10 protein-coding genes are annotated in these 13,420 nt (G+C 64.8%); 6 read left to right on the top strand and 4 right to left on the bottom strand.

Annotated features, from left to right (window positions below):
• Positions 1-4: 4 nt before the first annotated feature.
• The 4 genes from DB032_RS01990 (at position 5) to gabD (ending at position 7,651) form a co-directional block, all read left to right on the top strand.
• Positions 5-3,058 (top strand): efflux RND transporter permease subunit, encoded by a 3,054-nt coding sequence (locus DB032_RS01990; RefSeq protein ID WP_107798047.1) that lies wholly within the window; start codon positions 5-7, stop codon positions 3,056-3,058.
• Between the two features lie 55 nt (positions 3,059-3,113).
• Complete coding sequence (locus DB032_RS01985; RefSeq protein WP_107798046.1) at positions 3,114-4,424, top strand: TolC family outer membrane protein; 1,311 nt, start codon at positions 3,114-3,116, stop codon at positions 4,422-4,424.
• A gap of 426 nt (positions 4,425-4,850) precedes the next feature.
• Entirely contained in the window at positions 4,851-6,116 is a 1,266-nt protein-coding gene (gene gabT, locus DB032_RS01980) for a 4-aminobutyrate--2-oxoglutarate transaminase (RefSeq protein ID WP_107798045.1), read from the top strand.
• A 74-nt stretch (positions 6,117-6,190) separates the two neighbouring features.
• Complete coding sequence (gene gabD, locus DB032_RS01975; RefSeq protein ID WP_107798044.1) at positions 6,191-7,651, top strand: NADP-dependent succinate-semialdehyde dehydrogenase; 1,461 nt, start codon at positions 6,191-6,193, stop codon at positions 7,649-7,651.
• A 67-nt stretch (positions 7,652-7,718) separates the two neighbouring features.
• Here gabD and DB032_RS01970 read toward each other — a convergent pair whose 3' ends face one another.
• The 3 genes from DB032_RS01970 to DB032_RS01960 all read right to left on the bottom strand — a co-directional run bounded on the left by DB032_RS01970 (position 7,719) and on the right by DB032_RS01960 (position 10,372).
• Entirely contained in the window at positions 7,719-9,167 is a 1,449-nt protein-coding gene (locus tag DB032_RS01970; RefSeq protein ID WP_107798043.1) for a hypothetical protein, read from the bottom strand.
• Between the two features lie 78 nt (positions 9,168-9,245).
• Positions 9,246-9,977 (bottom strand): GNAT family N-acetyltransferase, encoded by a 732-nt coding sequence (locus DB032_RS01965; protein WP_227106752.1) that lies wholly within the window; start codon positions 9,975-9,977, stop codon positions 9,246-9,248.
• A gap of 11 nt (positions 9,978-9,988) precedes the next feature.
• Positions 9,989-10,372 (bottom strand): rhodanese-like domain-containing protein, encoded by a 384-nt coding sequence (locus tag DB032_RS01960; protein WP_107798042.1) that lies wholly within the window; start codon positions 10,370-10,372, stop codon positions 9,989-9,991.
• A 91-nt stretch (positions 10,373-10,463) separates the two neighbouring features.
• Between DB032_RS01960 and DB032_RS01955 the strand changes: the two genes are divergently transcribed.
• Both DB032_RS01955 and DB032_RS01950 read left to right on the top strand, forming a co-directional pair.
• Complete coding sequence (locus DB032_RS01955) at positions 10,464-11,921, top strand: PLP-dependent aminotransferase family protein (RefSeq protein ID WP_107798041.1); 1,458 nt, start codon at positions 10,464-10,466, stop codon at positions 11,919-11,921.
• A complete protein-coding gene (locus DB032_RS01950) occupies positions 11,918-12,403 on the top strand; it encodes a DUF523 domain-containing protein (protein ID WP_233246638.1) in 486 nt (161 codons plus the stop codon). Before DB032_RS01955 ends, DB032_RS01950 begins: the two co-directional genes overlap by 4 nt.
• A gap of 27 nt (positions 12,404-12,430) precedes the next feature.
• Here the strand turns inward: DB032_RS01950 and DB032_RS01945 are convergent, their stop codons facing one another.
• The gene (locus DB032_RS01945) at positions 12,431-13,180 is read right to left on the bottom strand and encodes a carbonic anhydrase family protein (RefSeq protein ID WP_107798039.1); all 750 of its coding nucleotides are present in this window, start codon (positions 13,178-13,180) and stop codon (positions 12,431-12,433) included.
• Positions 13,181-13,420 lie beyond the last annotated feature (240 nt).

Below are 13,420 nucleotides of genomic sequence, written 5' to 3'. Positions count from 1 at the left end.
GGCCATGAAAAAACTGAACCTGTCGGAATGGGCGCTGCGCCACCAGTCGCTGGTGCGCTATTTGATGGTGATGCTGATGTTGGCCGGCGTCTGGGCTTACACCCAGCTGGGCCAGAAGGAAGACCCGGAATTCACCTTCAAGGCCATGCTGGTGCAAGCCTACTGGCCCGGCGCCGGCACGCTGGAAATGGAACAACAGGTCACCAACAAGCTGGAGGAGAAGCTGCAGGAAATGGGCGAAATCGACTTCGTCCAAAGCTATACCAAGCCCAGCGAGAGCCTGTTGCTGATTTCGGTGCGCGAGGACGTGCCGCCCAAGAACGTGCAGCAGCTCTGGTATCAGGTGCGCAAGAAGATAGGCGATATCCGCGCCACCCTGCCGGCCGACATCCAGGGGCCCTTCTTCAACGACGAGTTCGGCGACACCTTCGGCAATATCTACGCCTTCGCCGGCGACGGCTTCAGCTACGAGGAAGTGCGCCAATACCTGGAGGACGCCAAGCGCGAGATCCTGCGCGTGCCGGACGTGGCCAAGGTCAGCCTGCTGGGCGTGCAGGAGCAGCGCGTCTACGTGGACCTGTCCACCGCCAAGCTGGCTTCGCTGGGCCTAGACACCGGCGCGATCTGGAAAGCCTTGCAACAGCAAAACGCGATGACGCCGTCCGGTGTGTTCGAAACCGCCAGCGACCGCATCTGGGTCCGTCCCACCGGCAACTACGCCAGCGTGGAGGCCATCGCCGCCACCCCGGTCACCGTCAACGGCAAAACCTTCCGCCTCGGCGACATCGCCACGGTCAAACGCGGCTATATCGACCCGCCGCAAAATACCATGCGCTTCAACGGCAAGCCGGTGCTGGGCATGGCCATCACCATGAAGGCCGGCGGCGACGTGCTGCGCCTGGGCAAAAACCTGGACGAGGCCATGCGGCAGATCCAGTCCAAGATGCCGGTGGGTCTGGAGATCCACTCGGTGTCGGACCAACCCAAGGTGGTCAAGAACGCGGTGAGCGAATTCATGCGTTCTCTGGTGGAGGCGGTGGTCATCGTGCTGGCGGTCAGCTTCTTCAGCCTGGGCCTGCGCACCGGCATCGTGGTGGCGCTGTCCATTCCGCTGGTGCTGGCGATGACCTTTCTGGCGATGTATTTCTTCAACATCGACCTGCAACGCATCTCGCTGGGATCGCTGATCATCGCGCTGGGCCTGCTGGTGGACGACGCCATCATCGCGGTGGAAATGATGGCGCTGAAACTGGAACAGGGCTGGAGCAAGTTCCAGGCCGCCACCTTCGCCTACACCAGCACCGCCTTCCCGATGCTGACCGGCACCCTGATCACCGCCGCCACCTTCCTGCCGGTGGGCATCGCCAAGTCCAACGCCGGCGAATACGTATTCAGCCTGTTCGCCGTGGTGGGCATCGCGCTGGTGCTGTCCTGGATCGTCGCGGTGGTGTTCACCCCCTATCTGGGCTACAAGCTGCTGCCGGAAAACCTGCAACACCACGAGGCGCACGATGTCTACGACAAGCCGTTCTACCGGCGCTTCCGCCGGGTGGTGGAGTGGTGCCTGGAGCGGCGCAAGACTGTGATCGCACTGACGCTGGCCGCCTTCGTGCTGTCCTTGCTCGCCTTCAAATTGCTGGTGGCCCAGCAATTCTTCCCCTCCTCCAACCGGCCCGAGCTGATGGTGGACATGTGGCTGCCGCGCGGCGCCAGCCATCAGGCCACGGAGCGCGAGGTGGAAAAACTGGAAGCGCTGCTCAAGCGCGACCCGGACATCGTCAGCGTCACCAGCTACGTGGGCAGCGGCAGTCCGCGCTTCTATCTGCCGCTGGATCAGCAGCTGCAGCATCTGAACTACGCGCAGCTGATGTTGATGACCCGCGACGAACATGTGCGCGAAGACGTGAAGAAACGGCTGGAAAAGCTGTTCGACAACGACTTCCCCAATGTCCGCGGCCGGGTGACCCGGCTGGAAAACGGCCCGCCGGTGGGCTACGCGGTGCAATTCCGGGTAATGGGCGAGGACCACGCCAAGGTGCGCGCCATCGCCGCCCAGGTGGAGGCGCTGATGCGCGCGCATCCGTCCACCCGCCAGGTCAACATCAATTGGGGCGAGCAGGTGAAGGCGCTGCGCATCCGCATCGATCAGGACAAGGCGCGCGCGCTCGGCCTGTCCTCGCAGCAATTGTCCCAGCAATTGCAGATGCTGATTTCCGGCGCCGCCGTCACCAGCTTCCGCGAAGGCGACCAGGCCATCGCCATCGTCGCCCGGCTCAATCCGGACGAGCGCAAGAACGTCGCCGGCCTCGGCAATTTGATGATACAAACCGGCAGCGGCCGCTTCGTGCCGGTGTCGCAAATCGGACACATCGAATACCAGCCTGAGGAAAGCATCATCTGGCGGCGCAACCGCCTGCCCGCCATCACCGTGAGCGCGGACCCGGCGGAAGGTGCCCAGGGCGCGGACATCTCCCGGCAGTTGCAGCCCAAGATGCAAGAATTGGAGCGGACGCTGCCGCTGGGCTATCACATCGAAACCGGCGGCAGCATGGAATCCAGCGCCAAATCGCAAAAAGCCATCGCAGCGGTGGCGCCGCTGATGCTGGTGGTGGTGGTGACCCTGCTGATGTTGCAGTTGCACAGCGTGCAGCGCACCATCATGGTGCTGCTGACCGCGCCGCTGGGCATGATAGGCGTGACGCTGACCCTGATCGCCTTCAGCGCGCCCTTCGGCTTTGTCGCCATGCTGGGGGTGATCGCGCTGTCCGGCATGATCATGCGCAACTCGGTTATCCTAGTCGATCAGATCGAGCACGATATTCGCGACGGCATCGATCCCTGGCATGCGATTGTCGGCTCCACAATTAGACGTTTTAGGCCTATCATGCTGACGGCATTGGCGGCGATCCTGGCGATGATCCCGCTGAGCCGCAGCACGTTCTGGGGACCGATGGCCGTGGCCATCATGGGCGGGCTGCTGGTGGCCACGGTGCTGACCCTGCTGTTCCTCCCGGCGCTGTACGCGCAATGGTTCAAGATACGGCGGCCTCCGGCCTGACGGCGCCTTGCCGCCACACACAAGCACACAAAACAAACCGAGCAAATAAACACCAATGAACAAGACCCGATTCCGCTCGCCCCTGCTGGGCAGCCTGTTGCTGCTGGGCTTCGCCCTGCCGGTCCACGCTTTCGACCTGGTGGAAGCCTGGCGCGCCGCCCGCGACTACAACGCCGACTTCGCCGCCGCGCGCTCCGACCTGGACGCCGGCCGCGAAAAAGCGCCGCAGGGCCGCGCGCTGCTGATGCCCCAGGTCGGCGCCACCGCCAATTACAATTACACCAATCCGATCGCTCCGGCCGGCCAGGGCCGTTACGACTCCACCACCTACGGCGTCAATCTGCAGCAGCCGCTGTTCGACGTGGGCAAATACACCGGCTATCAAAAAGGCAAACTGGCGACGCAGCAGGCGGAAACCAGCTTCAGCGCCGCCGAACAGCAGTTGATCCTGGACACCTCGCAGGCCTATTTCAACGTGCTGCTGGCCAAGGACACCCTGTCCGCCACCAGCGCCAGCAAGAAAACCTTCCAGCAACAACTGGAGCAGGCCAAGACCGCCTTCGAAGTGGGCACCGCCACCATCACCGACACGCACGAGGCTCAGGCCGGCTACGACGGCGCGGTGGCCCAGGAAATCAAGGCGATCAACAGCCTGGAGCTGGCGGAAAACAATCTGCGCCGCGTCACCGGGCTGGACCCCAAGACCATCCAGCCGGTGCTGGACAAACTGCCGCTGGAACTGCCGACCCCGGCCACGCTGGAAGCCTGGATCGGGCTGGCCCTGCGCAACAGCCTGAGCATCAAGACCGCCGAGCAGGCGCTGGAGATCGCCGACAAGAACGTCACCGAGAAAAAGGGCGGCCACCTGCCGGTGATCAGCCTGACCGCCGGCTACAGCGACACTCAGACCCGCGCCCCGATGCAGCAGCCGCACACCCGCGGCAGCAGCATAGGCGTCGGCGTCACCCTGCCCCTGTTCGCCGGCGGCGGCATCAATTCGCAAGTGCGCGAGGCGGCGGCGCAGCAGGAGTCCGCCAAGGACAAGCTGGAAGCCACCCGCCGCCAGGTGCGCGAAGACGTGCGCCGCACCTTCCTCGGCGTCACCAACGGCGCGGCGCTGGTGCGGGCCCAGGAACAGCTGCTGATCTCGGCCAAGAGCAAGGTGGAATCCACCCGCCTGGGCAAAGAGGTCGGCATCCGCACCAATATCGATCTGCTGCAGGCCGAACAGGCTTATTACTCGACGCTGACCAGCCTGGCCACCGCCAAGTACGAGTATCTGATCGCGCGGCTGTCCTTATCCCAGGCCGCCGGCCAGCTGGATAGCGAGGTGCTGAGCAAGGTCAACGCCGTCATCCGCCGTTAAGAACCTGTTTACGATCTGCTGCGCGTTGGCGATACGGCGTTGAAAACAGCATTCGAAATGCTCATGTACCACGTGTACATTCCGCTTTCTCAGCCGTTTTCGCCTTGTCTCGCCTTAGCTCGCGAGATCGTAAACACGTTCTAAGACCCCTTCTCCGCGGCCATGCCAGCCGGCGTGGTCGCCGCCTCCCCATCCCTTCCGCACTCCCCCGCTGACGTCCACGCAACAGGTGTTTAATTTTTTAGGGCATGTGTAGCTTTTTGCTAAACACGAACATAGAATGCCTGAGATGGTCAGACAGCAATAATGAAAGCAAAAAACCACGGAGCGGCAACCGGCGCCATGACAGACCGGCCCCGTTCCGACACCGATTCGCGGCGGCCCGTCCGATGCGGCGCCGACCGCACAACGTCGAGGAGAGAGCAGATGAGCAATAAGGATTTGATGCAACGCAAGGCCGACGCCACCCCGCGCGGCGTGGGCGTCATGTGCGGCTTCTTTGCCGAGCGCGCCAAGAATGCCGAAGTCTGGGATACCGACGGCAAACGCTACATCGACTTCGCCGGCGGCATCGGCGTCTTGAACACCGGCCATCTGCACGACAAGGTGCAGGCCGCGGTGGCGGAACAACTGTCCCGCTTCAGCCACACCTGCTATCAAGTCGTTCCCTACGAATCCTATATCCGCCTGACCGAACGGCTGAACCAGCTGACCCCGGGCCAGCACGCCAAGAAAACCGCGCTGTTCACCACCGGCGCCGAAGCGGTGGAAAACGCGGTGAAAGTGGCGCGCGCCGCCACCGGCCGCGCCGGCGTCATCGCCTTCGGCGGCGCCTTCCACGGCCGCACCCTGCTGGGCATGGCGCTGACCGGCAAGGTGGCGCCGTATAAAGTGGGCTTCGGCCCCTTCCCCAGCGACGTCTATCACGCGCCCTATCCCAACGCGCTGCACGGCGTGTCCGTGGAAGACTCCCTGCACGGTCTGGAAAAACTGTTCAAATACGATGTCGATCCCAAGCGCGTCGCCGCCATCATCTTCGAACCGGTGCAGGGCGAAGGCGGTTTCTACGCCGCGCCCAGCGAATGGGTGGTGCAGCTGCGCAAGATCTGCGACGAACACGGCATCCTGCTGATCGCCGACGAGGTGCAATCCGGCTTCGCCCGCACCGGCAAGCTGTTCGCGATGGAACACTACCCGGTGCAGGCCGACCTGATCACCATGGCCAAATCGCTGGCCGGCGGCTTCCCGCTGTCCGCGCTGACCGGCCGCGCCGAGCTGATGGACGCTCCGGCGCCCGGCGGCCTGGGCGGCACCTATGCCGGCAACCCGCTGGCGGTGGCCGCGGCGCTGGCTGTGATCGACGTCATCGCGGAAGAAAAGCTGCTGGAGCGCGCCAACCGCCTAGGCGAGCTGCTGAAGGAAAAACTGCACGGCCTGAAGAGCGCGGTGCCGCAGATCGCCGAAGTCCGCGGACTGGGCGCGATGCTGGCGGTTGAGTTCAATCAGCCCGGCAGCCCGCAGCCTGATCCGGACTTCGCCAAGAAAGTGCAGACCAAGGCGCTGGAATCCGGCCTGATCCTGCTGACCTGCGGCGTCTACGCCAACGTGGTCCGTTTCCTGTTCCCGCTGACCATAGAAGACGCGGTGTTCGAAGAAGCCCTGGCCAAGCTGGAAGCCGCGCTCAAAGCTTAAGCGCCAGTTCAAAGTCCAAGGCCCGCGCCGCCCGGCGCGGGCCTTATCCGACATCTTCCGCGTTGGAGAGCCGCATGTTGAATTTGAAAGACCCCTCGCTGCTGAAACAGCAGTGCTATGTGAACGGCGCCTGGCTTGACGCCGACAACGGCGAAACCATCCCTGTGAGCAACCCGGCCACCGGCGAAATCATCGCCAGCGTGCCCAAGATGGGCAAGGCCGAAGCCGAGCGCGCCGTGGCCGGCGCGGCCGAGGCCTTCCTCGTCTGGAAGCGCAAGCCGGCGAAAGAACGCGCCGCCCTGCTGCGCCGCTGGTTCGATCTGGTGATGGCGAACCAGGACGATCTGGCCGTCATCCTCACCTGCGAACAGGGCAAGCCGCTCTCGGAAGCCAAGGGCGAAATCGCCTACGGCGCGTCCTATATCGAGTGGTACGCCGAAGAAGCCAAGCGCCTGTACGGCGACACCATCCCCTCTCCCGGCGCCGACAAACGCATCCTGGTCAACAAGGAGCCGATAGGCGTGACCGCCGCGATCACGCCGTGGAACTTCCCCAATGCGATGATCACGCGCAAAGCGGCCCCGGCGCTGGCCGCCGGCTGCCCGATGGTGGTGCGCCCGGCCAGCCAGACCCCGCTGTCCGCCTTGGCCCTGGCGGCGCTGGCCGAGCGCGCCGGCATTCCCGCCGGCGTGTTCTCGGTGCTGACCGGCGGCTCCAGCGAAATCGGCGCGGTGCTGACCGGCAGCGACACCGTGAAGAAATTCTCCTTCACCGGCTCCACCGAAGTGGGCCGCAAGCTGATCGCCCAATGCGCGGACACCGTCAAGAAAGTGTCGATGGAGCTGGGCGGCAACGCGCCCTTCATCGTCTTCGACGACGCCGACCTCGACGCCGCGGTGGAAGGCGCCATCATCTCCAAATACCGCAACGCCGGCCAGACCTGCGTCTGCGCCAACCGGCTGCTGGTGCAGGACGGCGTCTACGACGCCTTCGCCGAGAAGTTCGCCGCCGCGGTGGCCAAGCTCAAGGTGGGCAACGGCCTGGAGGCCGGCGTCACCCAGGGCCCGATGATAGACATGAACGCGGTGAGCAAAGTGGAAGAGCACATCGCCGACGCGCTGGCCAAGGGCGGCAAGCTGGTGGCCGGCGGCAAGCGCCACGCGCTGGGCCACAGCTTCTTCGAGCCGACCGTGATCACCGACGTCACGCCGCGGATGAAGGTGGCCAAGGAGGAAACCTTCGGCCCGCTGGCGCCGCTGTTCCGCTTCCACAGCGAGGCGGAAGCGATCCAGATGGCCAACGACACCGAGTTCGGCCTGGCCAGCTACTTCTACGCCCGCGACATCGGCCGCATCTTCCGCGTGTCCGAGGGTCTGGAATACGGCATGGTGGCGGTCAACACCGGCATCCTGTCCAACGAGGCCGCGCCCTTCGGCGGCGTCAAGCAATCCGGCCTGGGCCGCGAAGGCTCCAAATACGGCATCGAGGATTATCTGGAAATCAAATACGTGCTGCTGGGCGGCATTGACCAGTAAAACGTCGCGCCAATGCGAAACGGGCTGGAAATCCAGCCCGTTTTTTTTGACCACTTCAGCCCTGCACCTAGTGGAACTTGGCCAAGGTCTCCGACAAGGGGATGCCGGCCTCTTTCAGGCATTCCGCCAGATCGCGCCAGGCCTCGTCGCGCTCAGGCGCCACGTCCGGCGTCACCAGCCACGGCGCGTGCGCGGCGGACTCCTCGCGACCGCGCAGGCGGAAGCCCACCTCATAGCCCTGCAATTCCGGCTGGTATTCCGCCACCGCCTCCAGTTCCTGCACCCCGCCGGCGCTCGCGGCCAGCAGCGCCGCGGTCACGCCCAGGCGCTTGCGGTTCCAGGCCCGCACGCCGGTCTGCACCGCCTCCCACCAAGGCAGCGGCGCGAACAGCTCGGCCTCACCGTATTCCATCTCTGCGCCCACCGCCTGCTGCACCAGCGGCATCGCCGCGTCCAGCGCCTTGCGCGCCAGACGGCGCGCCTGCTCCGGCGGCAAAGCGCCGCGCTCCACCAGGAAGGGAATCCAGGCCAGCACCAATTGCGGCTCATTGGTCTTGCGCGCCGCCTCGTAAGTGGCGCGCGAGGAGTCCGGGTCCAGCGGCGCGAAATCGCAGCCGGCGTCCATCACCGGCGCCAATTGCACCAAGTCCTGGCAGGCGCGCTCGTTCAGCATCTCCAGCGTGAACAAGGTGGGAGAAATCCACAATATCGACTGCTCCGGCACCTCCAGCGCGTCCGCCAGCGCCACCTCCAGCCGCTCCAGCTGCGGGAAATGCCACCACACTCCGCCCTGGGCGCGTGAAAACGCGAACGGCAAGGCCCACAGCTCGAACGACACCACGGCGCCGTCCTTGCGCATCACCTCGGGGAAGGCGATTGCGTCGCGCGCGCAATTCACCAGCAACTGCCTCGCGGCCGGCTGGGACAACAGCGCCAACTGCGATTCGGTGAACACCGCCTGATCGCCGGCCGCCAGCGCCATCTGCACCTCGCCCGCCAGCTGCGCCCGGTCCATAGGCTGATCCACCGCGCGCCGCGCCAGTTCCACCAATTGGTTCACCGCGCGGCCGCGCTCCGCCGGCGGCAGCGGCTCAGTGGGGCCGGCGCGCATCTCGCGCGGCACCGGGCCGGCGGCCTCGCGGTCGGCGTAGGCCTTGTGCAGGCGCTGATAAGCCTGCATCGCCTCATCGCAGATCGCCTGCAACTGGCCCACGGTCGGCATCTCGTCTTCATTGCTGAAGTTGAAGTCGAACAAGCGCAGGCGCAGATTGCAGACATAGACCGTCACATTGTCCGCCTCGTCGAACAGCATGGCGCTGACCAGGCCTTCCCGCTCGCGGCCGGGAAAGTCGGTGTCGTCGTCGCCAAGCAGGCGGCAGACAAAAGCCGGCGTTTCCGTGTGAATCAGGTACTCGGAACCTTCCAGGCCCTGATCGTCGACGGCATCACCAAAAATGAAGCGGTTGGGCAAGAACGGCTCGCCCTTGATGCGGGCATTACGCGGCAGGGATTTCATCTGGCAAGCAAATCTATTCAATAAATCAAACACTCATTGTACCTGCCTAGCGGGGCGGCTTGAAGTCCGCCGGCAAAATCAATCCCCGTCCCGCCATTGCGCCAGCGTCCGGCGCTGCCCGCCCGCCGCGTCGAAGTTGTCCGCGGACAGCCAGGCTTCGAAGCCTTGCCGCAAGGCCGGCCACTCCTGATCCAGGATGGAAAACCAGGCGGTGTCGCGATTGCGCCCCTTGTAGACCATGGCCTGCCGGAACACGCCTTCGAAGCGGAAGCCCAGCCGCTGCGCCGCCCGCTGCGAAGGCAGGTTCAGCGCGTCGCACTTCCACTCATAACGGCGGTAGCCCAGCTCAAAGGCCTGGCGCATCAACAGATACATCGCTTCCGTCGCCGCCGGCCGACGCTGCAGCAAGGGCGAGAAATTCAGATGCCCGACTTCGATGCAGCCCATGGCCGGATCGATGCGCAGATAGGCGGCCACGCCCAGCGCCTCCCCGCTGACCGCGTCCACGATCGCGTAAAAATGCGGATCGCGCCGCCATTGCTGCTCGGCCAGCCAGCCGTAGTAGTCAGCGTAATCGGCAAACGGCCCGTAACTCAGATAAGTCCAGTTGCGCGCTTCCGCGTCCGCGCCCATCGCCGCGAACAAAGCGGGACCGTGCCGCTCCGCCTGCAACGGCTCCAGCCGGCAGAAGCGTCCCTGCAGATCCGTCTTAGGCGGCCAAGCCGCCTCGCGCCAGTCGGCCACCGGCCATCCCACCGCTTGCCCCAGAGCGTTGGCCTCGCCCGCCTGCGCCATGCCCGTTTCCAACATCGCCTCCCCTTTCAGCATGCGCAGGACACGGCGACGCCGGCGCGCGCCGTGGTCGCGTAGCCATCGCGCACCCACCAATCCAGGCCGCCTTGCAGTTCGCGCACATTGAAGCCGAGACGCGCCAGCTTCAAAGCGCCCTTGGTCGACGCGTTGCAGCCTATGCCGTCGCAGAACGACACCAGGACCGCATCCTTGGGCAAATGCGCGGTGCTCGCCTCATCCATGGTCCGGTGCGGCACGGACACGGCGCCGGGCAGGGTTTCCTTCCGGAAAGCCTCTTCCGCGCGGGCGTCGATCAGGACCAGTTTCTCCCCGGCTTGCAAGGCGCTCCAGACATCGGCCGCGTCCATCTCGTACGCCAGCTTGGCGGCGTAAAAATCCTGCTGACTCAACATTTTTTTCTCCTGCGGCTCTGGGAATGCTGTTAGCCTAAGCGACAAGTCATACCCCAAACAGTGCCACCATGCAAAATCCGAAGGAACCACTTTGTCCGCCGAGTGGTTGATCGATTTCCTGCGTCAGCGCTTGCAACGCCAGGGCGCGGAAAGTTTGGCGCGCCAGCTCTACCGTTTATTGCGCGAACTGATCCGCGCCGGTCAGCTGGCCGGCGGCGCGCCCTTGCCCGCCAGCCGCGCGCTGGCGGCGGAGCTGGCGCTGGGCCGCAACACCATTCTCAACGCCTACGAACAACTGGCCGCCGAAGGCTATCTGGAAAGCCGCCACGGCTCCGGCACTTATGTCGCCGCCCTGTTCAGCCCCAGCGCCTCGCCGCCTCAGCGCGCTCCGCAACACCCGGGGCTGTCTCAGCGCGGCCAACGCGTCTCCGGGCAGTGCTCGCTGCCCACCGGGCTGGCCGGCGCCTTCGCCCCCGGCACGCCGGAACTGAAGCAGTTCCCCCACGCCCAGTGGCAGCGTTGCCTGCAACACCATATCCAGCGTCCGCAACTGGATCATCTTCATTATCGCCACGACGGCGGCCTGCCCGAGCTCAAGCGTTCCCTCAGCCAATACCTGTATCTATCCCGCTCGGTTCGCTGCCAGCCGGAGCAAATCGTCATCATCCAGGGTGCGCAACAAGGGCTGGAATTGCTCGCACGGCTATTGGCCGACCCCGGCGACGCCGCCTGGGTGGAGGACCCCGGCTATAGCGGCGCGCAAGCCGCGCTGCGCGCGTCGGAATTGGACATCGTCCCGATCCCGGTCGACGCTCAGGGCATGGCCCCGACGCCCGCGCATCAGGCCGCGCCGCCGCGCCTGATTTACATCACGCCGTCCCACCAATACCCGACCGGCGTCGTCATGTCGCTGGCGCGGCGGCTCGCGCTGCTGCAATTGGCCAAGCAGCACGACAGCTGGATCATCGAAGACGACTACGACAGCGAATTCCGCTACGCCACCCACCCCATCGCCTCCCTGCAAGGCCTGGCCGACAGCGAACGCGTCATTTATCTCGGCACCTTCAGCAAAGTGATGTTTCCGGCGCTGGGCCTGGGCTATCTGATCCTGCCGGAAGAATTGGTGGAACCGTTCCGCCGCGTGCAGGCGCGCTTGTACCGGGAAGGCAATTATCAGGTGCAGGCGGCCTTGGCCGATTTCATCGAACAAGGCCATTTCGCCCGCCACATTAAACATATGCGCGAACTCTACCAACTGCGGCAACAACTGCTACGCGGCACCCTGCAGCGCGCCTTGGGTGACGCGCTGCCGCTGTCCGCAGGCGAAGCCGGCCTGCACTTGGTCGCGCAACTGCCGGCCGGCTTCGACGAAGAGGAACTCAGCCAGGCCGCCGCCCGGCAGCAACTGTGGCTGCGCCCGCTGGCCAAGCACTTCATCGGACGGCCGGACCGCAGCGGGCTGGTGCTGGGCTACGCAGGCGTGGAGGAACAGGAACTTCATGCCGCCGCGCTCAAGCTGGCGGCGCTATTGGAAACGCGATGGAAATGAAACCGACTTTGCTGGTCAGCGCCTGCCTGCTGGGACAGCCCGTGCGCTACGACGGCCAGGCAAAACCGCTGGCCGAACGAGACTGGGCGCGATTGCGCCGGGATTTCACTCTGATCTCCGCCTGTCCCGAATGCATGGGCGGGCTGCCCACACCTAGGCCGGCGGCGGAACTGCGCGGCGGCGACGGCGCGGCCGCCTTGCGCGGCCAGGCCACCGTGGAAACCGCCGCAGGCGAAGACGTCAGCGCCGCCTTTCTGCGCGGCGCCCAGGCATGCCTGCGTCTGGCGCAAGCCCATGGCTGCCGACAAGCGCTGTTGAAAGCCAACAGCCCCTCCTGCGGCACGCGCCGCATCTACGACGGCGAGTTTTCCGGCACGCTCAAGGACGGGGAAGGCGTGGCCGCCAGCCTATTGCGGCAGGCCGGCATCGAGGTCTGTTCGGAGGAAGACATGGCGGAACGGCTGAGAGCGCCGGCGAGCTGAACGCCGCCGGCCCCCTATCGACGGCGCTTACAGAAACTCGAGGCGGCCGCCGCTCAAATGGTACATGGCGCCGGCGATCTTGATCCGGCCCTCCTTCTCCAACTTGGCCAGCACATCGCTGCGCTTGCGGATCTGATCAATGGTATGCAGCACATTGCTGCGCGCCACCGCGTCGACAAACTCCGCGTTCTTGCTGCTGCGCTCGCCCTCGTAGCGGGTCTGCGCAATCGCCGGGCGGATGCGCGCCAGCAAGCCGGTCAGATTGCCCAGCTCCACATGGTCTATCGCCCCCTTGATCGCCCCACAGGCGGTATGCCCCATCACCAGCACCACCTTGGCGCCGGCAACCGCGCAGGCGAACTCCATGCTGCCCAGCAAGTCGTCATTCACCACATTGCCGGCCACCCGCGAATTGAAGGTGTCGCCTATGCCGGCGTCCATCACGATTTCCGCCGGCGCGCGCGAGTCTATGCAACTGAGCACCACCGCGGCGGGGTATTGCCCCTCGGCGCTGGAACGCTTTTGCGCCAGGTAATCGTGCTGCATCGGCTTGCCGGTGCGGAAACGTTCATTGCCCTTGGCCATCTCCGCCAGCACCTGCTCCGGCGTCATCGCGTCCCGCTGCGTCTTGCTCAAAGACGCCGCGTAAGCCACGCCGTTCACGCCCCCGTTGGCGCCGATGGCAAATAGCGCCGCCGCTCCCAGCGCGGTTTTCATCACCGTCCGCCGGCCGATGGTTTCGCCGCAATGGCCTTCCCGACACAGATGCTCGCTCATTCGCGTCCTTTCCTAGTGCAGTGGTATAAAGTTTTTTAATTTTATTCAGTAACTATTTATTTAGATGATCACCGTCGACTTAGTTCATCAAACCCGCAATTAAGACATGGGTATGGCGTTTGCCGCATCGGTACCCAACAACAAGCCAGGAAAAGAGAAGGAAAACGGAAGATAAGGAGAAGCGGCGGCTCCGTCCGGACGCAACAAAGCCTCCCTTTGGGGGAGGCTTCCGTGTCGCCG

It is taken from the genome of Chromobacterium sp. Panama, from assembly GCF_003052555.1.
Lineage (GTDB): Bacteria > Pseudomonadota > Gammaproteobacteria > Burkholderiales > Chromobacteriaceae > Chromobacterium.
Note: the sequence above shows the minus strand (reverse complement) of the source record. Positions and strands in the feature narration are given on the sequence as shown.